The sequence below is a fragment of the Haloterrigena sp. H1 genome, from assembly GCF_005938085.1.
Lineage (GTDB): Archaea > Halobacteriota > Halobacteria > Halobacteriales > Natrialbaceae > Natrinema.
Window position 1 is genome coordinate 732025 of record NZ_SMZK01000001.1, and the last position, 16267, is coordinate 748291.

Annotated in this window: 13 protein-coding genes; 6 read left to right on the top strand and 7 right to left on the bottom strand. The window is 62.2% G+C overall.

Annotated features, from left to right (window positions below; all coding sequences use genetic code 11):
* Nucleotides 1-304: 304 nt before the first annotated feature.
* Nucleotides 305-946: a MarR family transcriptional regulator gene (locus tag E2L06_RS03775; protein WP_138778748.1), complete on the bottom strand. Its 642-nt coding sequence runs from the start codon at nt 944-946 to the stop codon at nt 305-307.
* A 356-nt stretch (nt 947-1302) separates the two neighbouring features.
* Here E2L06_RS03775 and E2L06_RS03780 point away from each other — a divergent pair, with 356 nt between their 5' ends.
* The 4 genes from E2L06_RS03780 to E2L06_RS03795 all read left to right on the top strand — a co-directional run bounded on the left by E2L06_RS03780 (nt 1303) and on the right by E2L06_RS03795 (nt 6816).
* A complete protein-coding gene (locus E2L06_RS03780) occupies nt 1303-2703 on the top strand; it encodes a nucleotide sugar dehydrogenase (protein ID WP_138778750.1) in 1401 nt (466 codons plus the stop codon).
* Nucleotides 2704-2820: 117 nt separating this feature from the next.
* The gene (locus tag E2L06_RS03785; RefSeq protein WP_138778752.1) at nt 2821-3894 is read left to right on the top strand and encodes a DUF354 domain-containing protein; all 1074 of its coding nucleotides are present in this window, start codon (nt 2821-2823) and stop codon (nt 3892-3894) included.
* Nucleotides 3891-4853, top strand: a complete 963-nt coding sequence (locus E2L06_RS03790; RefSeq protein ID WP_138778754.1) for a glycosyltransferase — start codon at nt 3891-3893, stop codon at nt 4851-4853. Before E2L06_RS03785 ends, E2L06_RS03790 begins: the two co-directional genes overlap by 4 nt.
* Nucleotides 4843-6816 carry a glycosyltransferase family 39 protein gene (locus E2L06_RS03795; protein ID WP_138778756.1) on the top strand — a complete coding sequence of 658 codons (1974 nt, stop codon included), beginning with the start codon at nt 4843-4845 and terminating at the stop codon, nt 6814-6816. The genes E2L06_RS03790 and E2L06_RS03795 overlap by 11 nt, the downstream gene beginning before the upstream one ends.
* 423 nt (nt 6817-7239) lie before the next feature.
* On the opposite strand, the gene E2L06_RS03800 is transcribed toward E2L06_RS03795, so the two are convergent.
* A complete protein-coding gene (locus tag E2L06_RS03800) occupies nt 7240-7818 on the bottom strand; it encodes a metal-dependent hydrolase (protein WP_138778758.1) in 579 nt (192 codons plus the stop codon).
* Complete coding sequence (locus E2L06_RS03805) at nt 7819-8808, bottom strand: DUF1616 domain-containing protein (protein ID WP_138778760.1); 990 nt, start codon at nt 8806-8808, stop codon at nt 7819-7821.
* A 389-nt stretch (nt 8809-9197) separates the two neighbouring features.
* Here E2L06_RS03805 and E2L06_RS03810 point away from each other — a divergent pair, with 389 nt between their 5' ends.
* Nucleotides 9198-9809: a hypothetical protein gene (locus E2L06_RS03810; RefSeq protein WP_138778762.1), complete on the top strand. Its 612-nt coding sequence runs from the start codon at nt 9198-9200 to the stop codon at nt 9807-9809.
* A 133-nt stretch (nt 9810-9942) separates the two neighbouring features.
* Here the strand turns inward: E2L06_RS03810 and E2L06_RS03815 are convergent, their stop codons facing one another.
* Both E2L06_RS03815 and E2L06_RS03820 read right to left on the bottom strand, forming a co-directional pair.
* Entirely contained in the window at nt 9943-10428 is a 486-nt protein-coding gene (locus E2L06_RS03815) for a hypothetical protein (RefSeq protein ID WP_171052303.1), read from the bottom strand.
* 151 nt (nt 10429-10579) lie between these two features.
* The gene (locus tag E2L06_RS03820; RefSeq protein ID WP_138778764.1) at nt 10580-12283 is read right to left on the bottom strand and encodes a hypothetical protein; all 1704 of its coding nucleotides are present in this window, start codon (nt 12281-12283) and stop codon (nt 10580-10582) included.
* A gap of 220 nt (nt 12284-12503) precedes the next feature.
* On the opposite strand from E2L06_RS03820, the gene E2L06_RS03825 reads away from it, so the two are divergent.
* Nucleotides 12504-13832, top strand: coding sequence for a polysaccharide deacetylase family protein (locus E2L06_RS03825; protein WP_138778766.1), 1329 nt, complete (start codon nt 12504-12506; stop codon nt 13830-13832).
* Nucleotides 13833-13923: 91 nt separating this feature from the next.
* Here E2L06_RS03825 and E2L06_RS03830 read toward each other — a convergent pair whose 3' ends face one another.
* Both E2L06_RS03830 and E2L06_RS03835 read right to left on the bottom strand, forming a co-directional pair.
* Nucleotides 13924-15045 (bottom strand): PKD domain-containing protein, encoded by a 1122-nt coding sequence (locus E2L06_RS03830; protein WP_138778768.1) that lies wholly within the window; start codon nt 15043-15045, stop codon nt 13924-13926.
* Between the two features lie 149 nt (nt 15046-15194).
* Entirely contained in the window at nt 15195-16169 is a 975-nt protein-coding gene (locus E2L06_RS03835; RefSeq protein WP_138778770.1) for a glycosyltransferase family 2 protein, read from the bottom strand.
* Nucleotides 16170-16267 lie beyond the last annotated feature (98 nt).

Consider the following 16267-nt stretch of genomic DNA (forward strand, 5'->3'; position numbering starts at 1 on the left):
ACGTCTCGCTTCGTTCCCTGTCCCAGTAGCACACGACGTTCACGAGACCTCATCCAAACCGAGGGCACAACTGATCCTATCCAATGAAGCACGACAGTGGCGTCCGCCCGATACGTAGCCACAGCGTCAGAACGAAGCTGCTGGACGGCTCGTCGGTCGGTTTACGAACGGAGTAAACGCGCTCTGGTCGATGGAAGTCGAAACACGGCCGACAGAATCGGTCGCCATCATCGCACGATGGCTCGGAGACGTCGACCGCGTTTCAGTTGGTGCAATTGTGGATGTCAACGGAGCCGATGGGTGCTTACGGAAGCGGATTTTCGGCGTCGTCCGACTGCAGTTCGTCGTCGGCCGGTCGGTCGGCGAAGACGATGATGTTTTCCCGACCAACAGATCGCTTTTCGATCGTGCCGTCGGCGTGCATCTGTGAGCAGATGCGGCTCACTTTCGACTTCGACCAGCCGGTCTCGTCCGCGATCCGGTGTTGGCGAATGCGACCGTGATTCGCGACCAGCAGCCGGACGACTTTTCCTTCGTCACTCAGGAGTCTCGGTGGCGTCTCGGGCGACAGATACGATTCGTACGCCCGAGGACCGTCAGCGTGTGCGTGAGCTGCGTCCGCTGTATTTCCTGCCGTATTCGCGACGAGCGGGAGCGGGAGCGACGAGATTTCGAGTTCGCGTTCCGACAACACGTTCGCCGTGCGAATCCCGATGAGCACACTGATGAGCACGAACAGAACCGCGACCAGGGCTACATCCCCGAATGATGTCGTGCGAAGCAGTTGCAACGGGCCACCAGATCGACCACCGATCCAGAGACTACCTGTCTGCAAGGGACTCGCGTGGACGCCCTGGTGGGGTGAAGTCAGACCCATATCGATCGAGACGGTGCTATGAATCGATGCGAGCGGGGCTCTGACTCCGAGCGGGGAATGTGACACCATGATTGACGCGGTTCTGCTGCGGCCGGTGTGACCGAGTCACGGTGGACGTGACCTCGCCGACCGCACTGGAGATCCAGTTCCCGTGACCTTCATTATGAATCCGTATAGGAGCGTTTAACAACGATTTAAGCGCTCATCCCGGCGTGTAGCCGTCGACCGAGGTACTGCTGCTGGCAGCGCCGGTCGCCGCTCCGTTTCACTGCGCGAGACACTTGCACCCGTTTACCCGCGGTATAGTAATCCCCCGACACCGACTTGCCGAGTTTGTAGCACGGCCCGCTGGTTGCGGGCCCGACAGTTCCGGACAGTCACCGTCGCACTCGGTCGTGTGACGGCCCAGCCATAACGCACCACCCATGACCACGATAATCAGCGATACGGAGACGCAATCGGACGAGCGAGTGAGCGGCCAGTACGAGGCCGAATCGAGCGGTGAGGAGACCAGCCTCGAGCACACCACAGAGCGATCGACGCGCGAAGCGACGATCTGCGTCGTCGGACTGGGCTACGTCGGGCTGCCGCTTGCAGTCGGGTTCGCGCAGTCGGACTACCGCGTCATCGGATACGACGTCGACGACGTGACGGTCGACCGACTTCAGGACGGGATCGATACGACCGGTGACCTCACTGACGATGCGATTCAGGACGGTGAGATCTCTTATACGACCGACGCGACTGCGATCTCCGAGGCCGACTACGTCATCATCGCCGTGCCGACGCCGATCGACGACGACGAGCGGCCGGATCTCGGCTACGTCGAAAGCGCGGCGACCACGGTTGGGTCGAAGCTGACCCCCGAGACGACGGTCGTCCTCGAGTCGACAGTCTATCCGGGCACGACGCGCGACGTGCTCGTGCCGGCGCTCGAGGACGCGTCCGGTCTGACGGCGGGCGAAGGCTTTTTCGTCGGCTACTCGCCGGAACGCGCCACGCCGGGCGACGAGGAACACGGGCTCGCGGACGTGACCAAAGTCGTCAGCGCACAGAACGAGACGGTGCTCGAGGACGTGGCGACGCTGTACGAGTCGGTCGTCGATGCGGGCGTCCATCGCGCCCCCTCGATCGAGGTCGCCGAGGCATGCAAGGTCGTCGAGAACGCCCAGCGCGATCTCAACATCGCGTTCGTCAACGAGCTCTCGATGGCGCTCGACCACATGGATGTCGACGGGCAGGCCGTCCTCGATGCCGCGGGCACGAAGTGGAATTTCCACGACTACCGACCGGGGCTGGTCGGCGGCCACTGTATTCCGGTCGATCCGTACTTCTTCGCGTACCGGTCGGCCCAGGAAGGGTTCGAGCCGGAGCTCATGCAGACGGGCCGGCAGGTCAACGAGTCGGTGCCCGACCACGTCGCCGAACTGACGATCAAGGCTCTCAACCAGTGTCACAAGACGCTTCGCGAGAGCCGCGTGCTGGTGTTGGGGCTTTCGTACAAACCGGGTGTCGGGGACATTCGTAGCTCGAAGATCAACAACGTCATCGACGAGCTTCGGGAGTACGACATCGATATCGAGGGATTCGACCCGTTCGCTGACGACGACGCGGCCCGCGACGCGTTCGGGATCGACGTGCAGGATCGGCTCTCGTTCGAGGGCTTCGACGCGGTCTTGCTCGCGACGCCGCACGCGGAGTTCGAGCACCTTGACCTCCCGGCGGTGGCGAGCCAACTTGCGGACGAGCCCGCGCTGATCGACGTAACCGGCACGATAGACGAGAACGCGGCCGTCGATGCGGGATTCGTTTATCGGAGGTTGTGAGGGGATGAGAGACCAGCAGTACGGATTCGAGATGGCCGTCGCCCGGGTGGGAAGCCGAGCACCCTCGAATGTGGGTCCGATCTCAAGCCGACAGCCCACTGCGGAGGTGGAGCGCCGATGCGCGTGATGATCACGATCCAGCATCCCGGACACGTCCATTTCTTCCGGCACCCGATCGCGGAACTGGAGGCACGTGGGCACGAGGTCCACGTCTTCGCTCGCGAGAGTGACGTCGCCGTTCAGCTCCTCAAGGCGTACGACATCGACCACGAGGTGCTCGCCGGCGAATCCGACTCGCTGGTCTCGCTGGCGGCGGTGCAGGCGACGTACGAACTGCGACTCCTCCGGCGAGCACGGCGGATCGATCCGGACGTGATCACGGCGATCGGCGGCGTCGCCGCCGCCCACGTCGCGTCGGTGACGAGCGCGAAGAGCCTCGTCTTCTACGACACCGAGCACGCGAGTCTCATCACGACGCTCAGCTACCCGTTCGCGGACACGATCGCCACGCCGGCGTGTTATCGCGACGAGATCGGCCCGAAACAGGTGACGTATCCGGGCTATCACGAACTCGCCTACCTCCATCCGGATCGGTTCGAGCCCGATCCGACCGTTCTCGAGGAAGTCGGACTGGACCCCGAGACGTCCTTCGCCGTCGTTCGACTCAGTAGCTGGGACGCCTCCCACGACGTCGGCCACGGCGGATTCGACGATCCCCGAGCAGTCATCGATCGGCTCGAGGACGCGGGCCTACACGTCCTGCTGACCGCCGAGGGGGAGCCGCCGTCCGATCTCGCGTCGTACCAGTTCGAGACCTCGCCGGATCGGATGCACGACCTGCTCGCCTACGCCGACGTCGTTCTGAGCGAAGGTGCGACGACCGCGGCGGAAGCCGCTGTGCTCGGCACGCCGGCGGTCTACGTGAACCCGCTCTCGCTCGGCTACACGGCGGAACTCGAGGAGGAGTACGGCCTGCTGTTCGAATATACCGGCGATGAAAGACACACACGCGGGCTCGAGCAGACCGTCTCAGTCGTCCAAGAACCTGCCGAAACGTGGGAGCGTCGTCGTGAGCGCCTGCTCGCGGATCGGATCGACGTGACGGAGCTCGTCGTTCGGCAGGTCGAAACGCTCGCGCAGGCGCGCACGTCAGATCGAGCGACCCCTGTGGCGAATCCGGATCATCCATGAAGGTACTCCAACTGGTCACGTCGTCACGACCGTTTTTCGACCAGCAAGTCTCGGCCCTCGAAGCGCGCGGTATCGACTGTACGGTTCTCGAGGTTCCCGGCGAACACAGCGGTGATTCGGGTCGGTCGCCGGCGGATTACGCACGATACTACTCGAACGTGCTTTCGGCGGTCCGGTCGTCGTCGTACGACTTGGTGCACGCGAACTACGGGCTCGTCGCACCGTTTGCACTCGCCCAGCCGACCCGCCCGGTGGTACTGACCCTGTGGGGGACGGATCTCATGAGCGACCGGACGTGGCTGCGATCGTGCAGTCGGTACGGTGCTCGCCGGGCGGACGCCGCGGTCGTGCCGAGTCAGGTCATGTCACGCGACCTCGAGACCGATCATGAACTGATCCCGTTCGGCGTCGACACCGACCTGTTTCGGCCGATAGCGCGGGCGGACGCCCGCGAGTACCTCGGCTGGGAAACTGAGCAGCCGATCGCACTCTTCCCGTACGACCGGACCCGTTCGGTGAAGGACTACCCGCGCGCTCGCCGACTCGTCGAGCGAGCCGATGTCGACCTCGAGCTGCGTACGGTTTCCGGCGTCGATCACGACGAGATACCCTACTACATGAACGCGAGCGATGTCCTCCTGGTCACGTCGAAACGCGAGAGCGGGCCGATGGTCGTCAAAGAAGCCGCCGCGTGTAACCTGCCGGTCGTCTCGACTGACGTCGGCTTCGTCCGCGAGACGATCCGTGGCTTGACGAACTGCACCGTCAGCGATAACGACGGTGCCCTCCTCGGTGGTCTCGAGCGAGCAATCGAAGACGGCGGCCGATCCGACGGCCGCGAGTCGATCGACGGACTCTCCGTCGACTCGCTCGGTGAGCGTCTCTACGGACTGTATCGTCGCGTACTCGAGCGAGACGATGGGACGAGCTATCCAACGGGGGTCAGTCATGAAGTATAGCTCACTGTCGGAACTGCGACCGCTGCGACTCGATACCGTCGCGGCGATCGGTGGGCTCCTGCTCGCGCTGGCGTTGTTCCCGCTGCGATTTCTCACGTCACAGATCTACATCAATACCGTGCCGGTCATCCTTGGCACCGCGTGTGTGCTGTATATCGTCTCCCTGTATCAGCGCGACGACGCGCGGGCAGTTCCGACGCTTCCCTCGTCAGTGTCGATGGCGCTTCCGAGCGTCGTCTTCGTCGGGCTGTCGGGCCTCGTCGTGTTACCGGTCCTACAGGGGGAGCGAACGCTCGCGTTCTTCGGACTGGCGAGTGTCGTCGGCACGCTCGTTATCGGCCAGATCGTCTTCGCGAACGATCGCGATCTCCATCCCGGCCTGCTGTTGCTCCAGATCGTCTGCTTCGCGTTCGTCTTCCGATTCGCCGCGCTCTATACGACGCCAGGATACATCGGGATCGACATCTGGACCCACCGCGAACTCGTCGACGCGATCCTCACGGAGCAGTCGCTGAGCGCCATCTCCGATAACAAACACTACGGCTCGCCGTTCTACCACCTGCTGGTGGCCGCCTCGTCGTTGCTGTACGACGTCCCGATCCGCGCCGCGTTGTACCTCTCCGTCGGCCTCGTGATGCCCCTGTCGGTCCTGCTCGTCTACGCGACGACGAACCTGCTCGTCACGACGCGGTGGGCGGTGCTGGCGACGGCGCTCTACGCGTTCGGCAATCACGTCGCGCGATGGGGGATTCATATCATCCCCACGAGTCTGGGGCTGGTCTTCTTCCTCGCGATGCTGTATGCGCTGATCCGCGTGATGCGGATCGAGTACACGATCCGGGACTTCGCGCTGTTGCTCCTGTTGAGCGTTGCCGTCATCCTCACGCATCAGGTGTCGACGTTCATCATGCTCGTGTTGTTACTCGCGGCGTTTATCGCGCAACTCGTGTTCGTGATCGGCCCGTTCGGGCTCACGCGACTCGACACGAGCGTCTTCCGGACGAAAAAGCCGGTCAACCTCGTCGGGCTCGTCGTCTTCAATCTCGGGCTGACGATCTTCGTGTGGTCGCTGACGCCGTACAACCAGGACTCGTTTCTGGGGACGGTCTTGAGCTACTTCACGCAGACGCTCGAGGACAGCGCCGGCTTCCTCAACACCGCAAGTGAGTCCGAGACGGCGCAAGCGGGGGCCGAAGCCACGCCGACACTAATGGAACAGGTGGTTCCCTACGTGGACAATCTCGGCTTCCTGCTGTTGCTCGGTGCCACGTTCGCCGGCTGTCTGTACGTCGTCCACCGGCGACGTGCCGAACAGTCGGTGTTCACGCTCCTGCTGGCGGCGGCGTTCATGCTGGTGTTCATCCTCGGGTTCCCGATGTTCGGCATCCGGACGTTCATTCCGACGCGCTGGTTCGCGTTCCTCTATGCGCCGATGGCTATCCTCGGTGCGATCGGGCTGCGGACGCTACGTGGGAGCTTGACCCCCTCGCTCGTCGTCGTCGTATTACTGGTGGGCATGCTCGTGTATCCGGGTGCGATGGTCCTCGCCGTCGAGAGTAATGTCGAGAATCCGGTCTTCTCGGACCAGCACGAGCGCCTCGCGTACGACGAAACGGAACTCGCCGCAGCCGAGTCGATCGCCGAACTGACCGGCTCGCCCGACGGCGATGAGATCCGCCCCGACCAGCAACTCCACACCGATCACCCCTATCAGACGCTGTTCAGTCGAACCGGCGCGTATCCGTCGACGACGACCGCGACGGTACCCGACGGCGGCGTCGCAGCCCACGACTACACGGTCTATCGGTCGGCACAATCGACCGAGGCGACGTACGTCACGGATACGGACGGAACTGCGCGGATCGAAGACCTCTCCCCGACACAGCTCTGTCGGCCGGATCAGGCCACGGTCTACACGAACGGAGACGTGACAATGTGTACGCCCTCTCCGGCAGGCCGCTAATCGTCGACGGAACCGGCCGGTCGCTCTTTCGAGCCATTATCAATTGACCCGACAAGCGGTGCCCATCTCGAGCGTTACTGGGACAGTCGATTGTGCCCGTTTCTGCCCGCCTCTCTGTCATCTCGAACCGATTAGGCAGACAATTGTCGTGGGTCTCCAACAGGCCGATCACGGCGCTCTCTCGAGCGTCAGACGACCACGATACTGCCGTGGTCGCCATGGTCGAGACGATGGTTGATACGCGCTTGAGGAGCCAGCAGTGGCGGTAACGTGGTTCCGCGTTGGTGGCCAATGGGCTCGAAGCGATTGTCCGTGTCTTCTCGATTGCCTTGCTGCAGAACGATCGTGAGAGCGTTGCAGCGTCGTCGCCGTTCTTCAAAAGTGGGGCGCTGCATCGTCAGTTCGACGGCGGTCGCTCGCCGGTCACTGGCGGCTTCGGGTGCGCAGGAACCGCCAGATGTCAGCAGCGGGTGGTGCGCCGTCGGACAGCCAGAGCGCTACGACAGCGAGGCCCAGCAGTGACTGGACCACAATCTGTGGTGTGACTCCGCCAGCGAGCAGGTGGTACACGTACCGAGCGAGGTACAAGATCAGGTGATCGAGAAATCCACCGTAATCGGTCGCCGGCGGTGATGCGATTGGCCAGAGCACGATCCGGCTATCAACCGTTCCATCTCTGAACAAGTGGCTGAGCATGTCGCCGATCGGATGCGACAGATAGGCAAGCGAAAAGGCACCGGCAAGTGCTCGATTTCCCCATCGAGCCGCTACTGCGTACGCGACGAGACAGACGGCCGGCGCAACGAAGATCGAATGCCCGATCGAGTAGCCACTCTCCGCGAACCCGAACGTCCACCCGAGCGGTTTATCGACGAGATCCGGGAACTGCGACCCGACGGCGACGGCGATCGTTTCGCGAGCCGAGGGTGACGTTCGAAAGCCGACGTTCCTCGTCACCGAGTACAGGGCGTACGCGAACGCGAGGTGCTCCCACGGCCACATCTATTCCACCTCGATCGGGAGCCGAACGACGCGATAGGCGTTGTCGGCCGTCGGCTCCGCTGGTGGGTCGCCCTCGTAGAGCAACACTATCAGCCGCAGATCGCTTCCCCGCATCGTCGGCGTGATCTCGAGGGGCTGCCGTGTCGATTCGCCGTCGGAAACCGTCGCCGTCGTCCTGTCTAACTCGGTCGATTCGTGGACGACCACGGAGTCTCCCTCGGCGCTCACCCGCTGGAGCAGGACGGCGGTCGTGTAGCGCTGTGTTTCGTGTTCCTGATTCGTGATCGTCACCGTCAATTCCTGTGACTCTCCCGCGGCATAGGTCGAGTCGTACATCGTATCGATATCACCGGTGACGTTCTTCGTCTCGACCGACAGTTCCGTGAACCCGTCGTGTTGGGGTGGGCTCGCGAGGGCGAAGCCACCGGTTGCGAGCAACATGATCAGTCCGGCTGCGATTGCAACGTTGTACGGTCGATGGTTGACCCGATCGTACGGACTCGGTCGGCCCTGCGTGAAGAACGGTGAAATCGATGCGACCGACGGAACGAATCGGCGATCGGCCGGACAGCGGTAGCGTGAGCCGATTGCAAGGAGTGCGAGAATAACGGTGAGCATCGAGAGCCCAATGAGGACCGGTTCTAGCGTCACTCCCCCCGGGGTTATGGCGGCGAAAAGGGTAATCGCGGGAACGAGCGCAACGCTAAAAACGACTGACAGGACCATCCGTTCGATCGCCTTGAGTCCACCACTGACCAGCAACGGACTACCAAGCCCCGTTTTTTCGGTGTCGAACGACTGATAGTCGTCGTTCGGCTTGTCAGGAAAGAGGGCCGAGACGAGCGCATACCCGGGAAGAACCAGAACGAGCGGAATCGCCAGCACGGTTCGTCCAACACCAGTTATCCCTGAAATGATCCCGAACGTGAGAGCGCCAGTGACCGCGATGACGGCCGCCAAATCGAAAAACCACCAGTTGGTGTCGCTCATTTCGTCGTCTCTAGGGGCCAGTGGCGGTTTATTATCGCCCGAATAAGCCCCACACTTACGGGTTGGTCTGACGGCTGTCTGACGGTGAAGTATAACGATCTCGACACAGAATTCGCTCGAGTCATCTTCTTCTGCTATTGAGTGTCGTGAGAGCATGAACGATCCAAAATTCGAATTGAGTGTCCGAAATCAGCGTAGAGTATCTTCTCGAAATAAACGACGAATTCGTTCCGAGATTTTTGACTCTCAAGTACTCTGAACCAGTATTTGGCAGTATTAAAATAGCACAAAAAGAAGGAGGATCCTATGAAATTACTTGAAACAAGTGATTCTCGAATACACGATTTCTATCCTTTATTACCTACCTCTGGATAGGGGATACTGGTGCAATGAAAGCGAAATATATCAGCTCCAATGATATAGACGACCAGGGTGCTACCGACGATAGTCAGGACACGGACACTGAAGCTGATCGTCTCTCCGAGGAGCCTCCATTTTCGAAAGACGAAATCTTTCATCTCCTGCAAAACGAACGCCGCCGGATGGTCCTTCGGTATCTCCGGGATACTGACAGCCCCGTACGCATGCGCGATGTCGCAGAGCAGGTCGCAGCGTGGGAACACGACACCACCGTCGAAGAGCTCACGTCTACACAGCGCCAGCGGGTCTACATCCCACTGTATCAGTCACATCTCTCGAAACTCGATGAAGCAGGTCTCATCGAGTACCAGCAGAACCGCGGTATCGTCGAGCGAAAGCCGCTTGCCGACCAGGTCGACCAGTATCTACAGCTCGACTCGGCCGACGACTCGACCGACGAGCAACGCGCTGAGAGCCCCGAGTGGGAAGATTACTACATCGGTGCAACGGTTGTTTCCTATGCGGTCCTCATCGGTGCGGTGATGGAGCTGCCGGTTGTCTCGTTCCTCTCTGGGATCGGCCTGAGCGCGCTCATTCTGTCGATCTTTACGGTGCTCACGATCAGCCGGCTTGTCAATTAACAATGAGTAGTAAACGTCTCTGAACAACGATACATAGGTTTGCTGTCAGTCAGCGCCTAGGACCGCGACCGTCCTGTGGGTGCGCCGGTACCTAGTGACAGTGGCCTATATCAGGAGAGACGACGCGTCCCCGTTATGAAATCAGGACGGAAACTGAGATGAGCGCGATAACGACACACAGCAACCCAAGAGAGATCGCTACAAGTACGGCCGATGAGCGGAGCCGATTCTCGTTCGTGCGAGCCATGGATCGCTCGATCACCCCCTGTGTCTCATCGAACTCGATTGCTCCAGCCGCGTCGAGTGCTGGCAGGCGGTCCTGATGGAGTCGCTCGTGGACGGTTGCCCAGGTTTCGATCGGGAGCCGGGCCGGCTCGGTCAGTTCATCGGTGACTTCGTCGACGGTGACGGGCGTGTTCATCTCGTCGAGGACAGCCACGAGCGCAGTATCGGATTCTGGAATGAACTCCCGTGCTCGTGTCTCGTCCGTATCGGTCGTCGAAAAATCACTCTCCGGTGAGTAGACCAGCGTAAACCCAGAAGTCGTCTCCGAATCCCCCGACCGTTCGTCGGTGTCCCCCCCAGACGAAGAGCGCAGCCAAGACGGCGTCAGACGCATATTCCACGCTAAAATACCTTGGTATATAAGGTTTCTCACGGTTTATCGATAATGAACAGAATAAATCGCGGCGAGAGCGGGTTTCACGAGTGATAATAGTTGCAAAACGCTCTCGAGACACCTATAACCTCCCGTATATATGTGGGATCCGTTATGCGACCACGGGGTCCGATGGGCGAAGCCACGGAAGGAGCTGCTCCGGTAACCCCGACCAGCATCCGAGCCACCCACGGAGGTCAGTGAGTCTGAGTTTGTGTCTGGCCGGCAGACTATGGACGTGCTCGAGGTCGCCTAATAGCCGCTGATCGAAATCGTGTCGCTCGAAGAGAGTCTCCCGATCCGGCCACGGCGGTTCGAACGACGCGAGAAATGGCGTCTTCCGACGGACGAATCCCTCGACCTCGTTGAATAGCCGCGCATCGTACGGTCGGTCGGGTGGTCTGTGTCGCAGGATGTCGTCGTCGACGTGCTCGCACGCACGGAGAAACGTTTCCGTCGTTCGGTGTTCCGGTGGTGTCCGGAGGTGCCAGTCGATCAGCTCGCGATCCGTCGCCAGAAACGATGTCACGAAGTGATCGGAAAGGTGGTTGTGAAACGGCATCGACGGCTGGTTCGCGATGCCACAGCAGGTGAGCGCGTTCTGTACCGTGTCTGCGCGGTCCCGTCGCGCCGCGAACTCGTCGGCGACTGCCTCTCTGACGAACGTGTCTGGATCGACGTCGAAAGACATCTGTGCGGCGAGTTCGAGGCTGGCCTCGTGGCTGTAGCCGAACTTCTCGAGGAGGGATTCGACAGGATCCGGATCGGACTCGAGTCGGCCGGTCGGAACGCGTTTGCCGAGTACGTCGACGGTCTCCGAGGCGGTGAAATGGCCACGGAAGAACGTGTCACAGAGGAGGCCATGAAACATCGTGTCGACCTCGATTTCATCCGTGTAGCCGGCGTGGTGGATGTGCAAGGACTCCTTGATCCCCTGTGAGTAGCGGATTTTCGACTCGTCGGGCCGAAGGTATCGCTCGTCCGGTGGGAAAGCGGTGTGGCTCGCACCGTACTGGGCGGCGAGCGCTCGCGCACCACGGACCTCCTGAGCGTCCAGCGAGCCGACCGTGTAACTCCGGTCGACATCGTCGACCTGCGAGAGGACGATCCGCGAGTCGTAGCCGGCCGAGAGGAGGACGCCCGTTCGCCCCGGCAGCGACGACCGCCGTCGGAACGCCCGGTCGAGGCGGTCGGCGAGCTCGTCGACGGGATCGAACTCTCGGGGTGACAGCGGCTCGTAGACGAACCGTCCCAGCGAATCGACCGACGCGGGCGTGAGCCGGCTGTCGAGCGGGAGCCGAGCGAGTTCAGTAACGGCCGTCTTCTCGCCGAGTATCACACCCAGATGCAGGAACTCGAGGACGCCGTCCCGGTCGAGCGTCGGGTCCGTGATCGTGCGGCCGACCGCAGCGGCGTCCGTGCCGAAGACGCGAGTGCCTGGTTCGTCGGTATAGAAACACTCTCGAGAACGGACCGGATCCGTGGCGACGAACGCGTCGCCGCTCACCTCGGCGTCGATCACGGCCAGATACGAGCCGTTGAGCTCTCGCAGCGCCTCGATGCCGATCGTCTCGTAGCGTTTGAGGAGCCAGCGCGCGGCGTTCGACTCGTCATTGGGAACGTACGCCTCACCCCAGACGAGACAACAGCCCTCGTCGCCAGTGTACGTGGCGCTCCAGCCGGGGACGCCGAGATCAGCGTCCCTGATGCCGACTGTAAGAGTCGATCCGGCGAGGATCTCGTCGAATTCGTCGCTGGATCTGAACCGCTCGAACGTGTCGATACCACCCATTACACCGAAGAGTTCCCTATTCATCGTCGAAGACCACCTGAGACGGCGTACGACCGTATGGAAGAGCCGAGCTCCGCCCGATCTTCGCTCGCGTACGCCTCCGTGGACCACCGTCGAACGGCCGCTCAATTACTATGCGATCGTTAAGCGCTCAGACGGTGGGGATGGGCCGGGTCAGACGGCTACCGATTCGACCTATTGAATCCATAATAATGGGATCACTGTCGGTAGCTTCGGCGCACTAATGTCACGGAAACGTACGACGCGACGTCGGTTCCTCGCACTCTCGGGTGCAGCCGGACTCACCGGCATGGCCGGCTGTGCAGAGCAACTCGAGTCGGCAGCCAACCAGGTCGCCGGTCAGTCGTCGAACGAGACGCCGAGTGATGCGAGCGGCTCCACGCCGGGGCTCACCGACGGCGTTCCGCCGCTCGAGACCGAGTTCGACAGTCGAGAGCGGTATCGACAGCCGGGCGACTCGCTCGACGACTTCAGCGATCTCGACGCCTGGACCATCGTTCAGGGATCGGGCGGGGCAGACGAGGACGTCGTGTTCGACGGCGAGCAGAGCTTCAGACTCCGGTCGAACGGCAGCAGGAACGTCATCGCCGAGCGAAGCCTCGAGGGTGAGGATCTGACGGAAACGGACCTGTCGTTCGCGGTGCGGACGACGACGCCCGACAGCATCACGGTCAACCTACGAGTGGTCGACCAGTTCGGGAGCTCGAAAGTCTACTCGCTGCGGCAGATCCGGTACCGCGCGCCCGATGTCGGCTGGTTCCGCGCGAGTCCCGGCGTCTTCCAGCAAAGCGAGTACGAACCCGCACTCGACCACCTCGATCGGCTCGAGATTCAAGTGCTCCACTCAATGCCGGAGGCGGAGATCTGGATCGACGATCTGCGGACCCATCCGACGCCCGATCAGGGGTACGTCATGCTGAGCTGGGACGACGGGACGCTCGACTACTACGAGACAGCCGCGCCGCTCCACGACGAGTACGGATTCCCGGCAGTTCAGGCGGCGATACCGCGGTGGGCCGAACAGGGTCGAGACGGGATCATGTCGATTTCGGAACTGCTGGACCGACAGGAGGCTGGCGATCAGATCGTCGTCCACGGGACGCACGAGCCGATTCACGAACTCGACGACGAAGCCACGATCAATGAACGGCTTCGACGGGACAAACAGTGGTTCATCGACAACGGGTTCGAAGGCGCGAACTACATCGTCCATCCACACAACAGCTTCGACAAGACGAGCCTCGAGCAGGCGACCGCCTACCACTACTGTGGCGGCTTCAACCAGGCCGGCAACGTCAACACGACGAGCGTCTACGGTTTCGATCCGCTGGCGTTACCGCGGACGATCGGCCACGACCTCGAGATATCGAAACGGTGTGTCGACCTCGCCGCCCAGCACAACCAGTGTACGATCCTCAACTTCCACACCTTCGAAGCCCATAATACGATGCCAAAGGCCGATTACGAAGCGCTGCTCGAGTACATCGACAGCGCCGATGTCGAGGTCATCACCTTCGACGACCTCTGGGAGTTGCGGACGAGCAACCGCTGATTTCGGCGCGGCCTGCGCGCACAACTAGTTCTCGAGGCGACCGCCGCCCGTTCACCGACGACCGCCACGTATAATTTTGACGCCGACTCAGTCAGCAGCCCGTTGAGAGCGTGAGCCGGTCGGTGTCAGTCGCTCCCTCGGCATCGACGACGCGGAGCACCACCGGGTGATCCCCGTTTTCGCTGACCGTCACCTCGATCGTCTCGCCGGTTCGGTCGAACGTGCCGTCGTCACCGACTTTCCACTCGTAGCGGACGAGTTCGCCGTCGGGATCGCGCGACTGGGACGCGTCGAGCGTCACCGTCTGGCCTGGCTCGAGCGTTGTTTCGGCCGCGTCCGTCGGCACCGTCTCAATTCGTGCGACCGGTGGCTCAGTGTCGGATGTCTCGTCGCCGTCGTCAGCGGATAGTTGGGCTTCTGTTAGACTCTCGAAAAGTCGCTCGACGATCGCCCTGTGCCACTGGACGCGAGTCTCGAGTTCGACGTCGGCCGAGAGCGTCTCCGCGAGGAACGTGTTGGCGTTCAGATCGCGGGCGGCCTTGTGGACGAGCAGCCCGTTCGGCTCGGTATCGGGCGAGGAAAACGGTCCGGGCTGGAACGCGAGGTCGGGATCGTCCACGTAGTTTCTAGTGACGTGCTCGGCGGCGTCAGCGGCAGCGGGTTCGGCACTCTCGCTTTTCGAGTGGAAGATCGCCTGTCCGACGCCGTCCGTGGGATCGCCCGCGTAGATGTCCGTCGACTCGTGGAGATCGATCAGAACGTCGGGGTCGTGCTCCCTGACGACGTCCCAGATCGCGCGTGCGAGTTCCGTCTGCGGTGTCTCCCCCTCGGGGAACTGTCGGTTGAGGTTGGTCCCCTCCTCGTCGGTTCTGGTTCCGCGCTCGATCGCGACGGCGTTCGCCTCGGGAATCACGACGAGCGTGCCGGCGTCGATCGTCCAGTCGGCGATCTGACCTGCGGCCGTGTAGCCTGCCACCTCGTTTCCGTGGATCCCACCGACGACGACCGCCGTCGGTCCCTCGGCGTCCGCAGTGGTCACGGAGACGGTCGTTTCCTCGTCCGTTCCTTCGCGAATCGGGAACGACGTTCGCGTGACTGTTCTCCCGTCGGTGTCGGCCGTGTCGCCGACCACGCTGGCGACGCCAGTGCTCGTGAGTGTGCATCCGGCTGCGACAGCCAAAACGGTCCGCCGTGAGAGCGTATCGCGTTGCATTCGTCCGCCCCGTCGGGGTCGGGCGGTTTTACTACAAGTGTGATAACGATAGAAACGGGATACTTTCGCTTCTGCAACGGTCTGCGTCGATCGAACGCTCGCGCTCAGGCGCTGGCGACCGATCCCAACGGACCGACGTGGCCCCCGACTTACCGAGTGAGCGCGCGCCAACCGACCGTCGCGATGACGAGCGAAACGACGAGCGCCGCGACGACCGGACGTGGTCGCCGCCGGATGCCAGCGCCGGCGACCCAGCAGACACCGGGACACGTCCGCGGCGACACCGACGCTGTTCGCAGGTGCCACAGCCCCTGCAGGAAGCGTCCCTCCGCGAAGTACTGCTTTGCGAGGATGAGTGCGTGGCTCGAGCGGATCTCGTAGCCCCGCTCCTCGAAGTGCTCGACGTCGGGCTCGTACGCCGAGAGATACTGCTCGCTGGCGGCCGCGATGACGTCTGCCGGCGGACTCCCGGTCTCCTCGCGGACGACGAGTTCCTCGTCGACGTAGGCGAGCTTTCCGTGCTCGAGGACACGCAGGCAGAACTCGGGGTCCTGAAACCGGTCGAGGTCCTCGTCGAAGCCGCCGGCGTCCCTGGCGATGGCGGTCCGAACGAGCAGCGTCGAGCCGGCACCCGGCTGGACGTTGTCAGCGAGGATCTCGCCGACCAGTTCGTTGTTTCCTTCCCGCGTCGGGTCGTCGTCTAAGCGTGCGAGCACGGACGCGGCGGCCGACCGGAGCCGTCCGTCCGTTCCGGACAGCTCGTAGCCCGTATCACAGTAGACGCCGACCCAGTCGCTCGAGCGATCCTCGAGGGCCGCGAGCTGGCGGTCGAGTTTTTCGGGATGCCATTCGTCGTCGGAGTCGAGGAACGCGACGTACTCTCCGCATGCGTGCTCGAGGCCCGTGTTCCGGGCGACGTTCGCACCCTGATTGGTCTCGTGGATGACCGGTCGAACCCGCGGATCATCGTAGGCGGCCAGCACCGACTCGGTGTTGTCGGTCGAGCCGTCGTCGACGACGACTACCTCGAGATCGTCGATCGTCTGGGCGAGCGCGCTATCGATCGCGCGTAGAAGCGTCTTCGCTCTGTTGTACGTCGGAATGATGACGCTGACGCGAGTCATTTCTCAGGGCTTCCAGTCTGGCCCGGATTATTATCGCGTGGATAAACGGCGTCACCGCCAGTAGGAGGTGAGTAGTCCGGCCGGTCGGCAATATGACG

Coding starts and splice junctions, on each gene's coding strand:
- E2L06_RS03775 (WP_138778748.1), bottom strand. CDS start 946: ATGGTGTCACATTCCCCGCTCGGAGTCAGAGCCCCGCTCGCATCGATT.
- E2L06_RS03780 (WP_138778750.1), top strand. CDS start 1,303: ATGACCACGATAATCAGCGATACGGAGACGCAATCGGACGAGCGAGTG.
- E2L06_RS03785 (WP_138778752.1), top strand. CDS start 2,821: ATGCGCGTGATGATCACGATCCAGCATCCCGGACACGTCCATTTCTTC.
- E2L06_RS03790 (WP_138778754.1), top strand. CDS start 3,891: ATGAAGGTACTCCAACTGGTCACGTCGTCACGACCGTTTTTCGACCAG.
- E2L06_RS03795 (WP_138778756.1), top strand. CDS start 4,843: ATGAAGTATAGCTCACTGTCGGAACTGCGACCGCTGCGACTCGATACC.
- E2L06_RS03800 (WP_138778758.1), bottom strand. CDS start 7,818: ATGTGGCCGTGGGAGCACCTCGCGTTCGCGTACGCCCTGTACTCGGTG.
- E2L06_RS03805 (WP_138778760.1), bottom strand. CDS start 8,808: ATGAGCGACACCAACTGGTGGTTTTTCGATTTGGCGGCCGTCATCGCG.
- E2L06_RS03810 (WP_138778762.1), top strand. CDS start 9,198: ATGAAAGCGAAATATATCAGCTCCAATGATATAGACGACCAGGGTGCT.
- E2L06_RS03815 (WP_171052303.1), bottom strand. CDS start 10,428: ATGCGTCTGACGCCGTCTTGGCTGCGCTCTTCGTCTGGGGGGGACACC.
- E2L06_RS03820 (WP_138778764.1), bottom strand. CDS start 12,283: ATGAATAGGGAACTCTTCGGTGTAATGGGTGGTATCGACACGTTCGAG.
- E2L06_RS03825 (WP_138778766.1), top strand. CDS start 12,504: ATGTCACGGAAACGTACGACGCGACGTCGGTTCCTCGCACTCTCGGGT.
- E2L06_RS03830 (WP_138778768.1), bottom strand. CDS start 15,045: ATGCAACGCGATACGCTCTCACGGCGGACCGTTTTGGCTGTCGCAGCC.
- E2L06_RS03835 (WP_138778770.1), bottom strand. CDS start 16,169: ATGACTCGCGTCAGCGTCATCATTCCGACGTACAACAGAGCGAAGACG.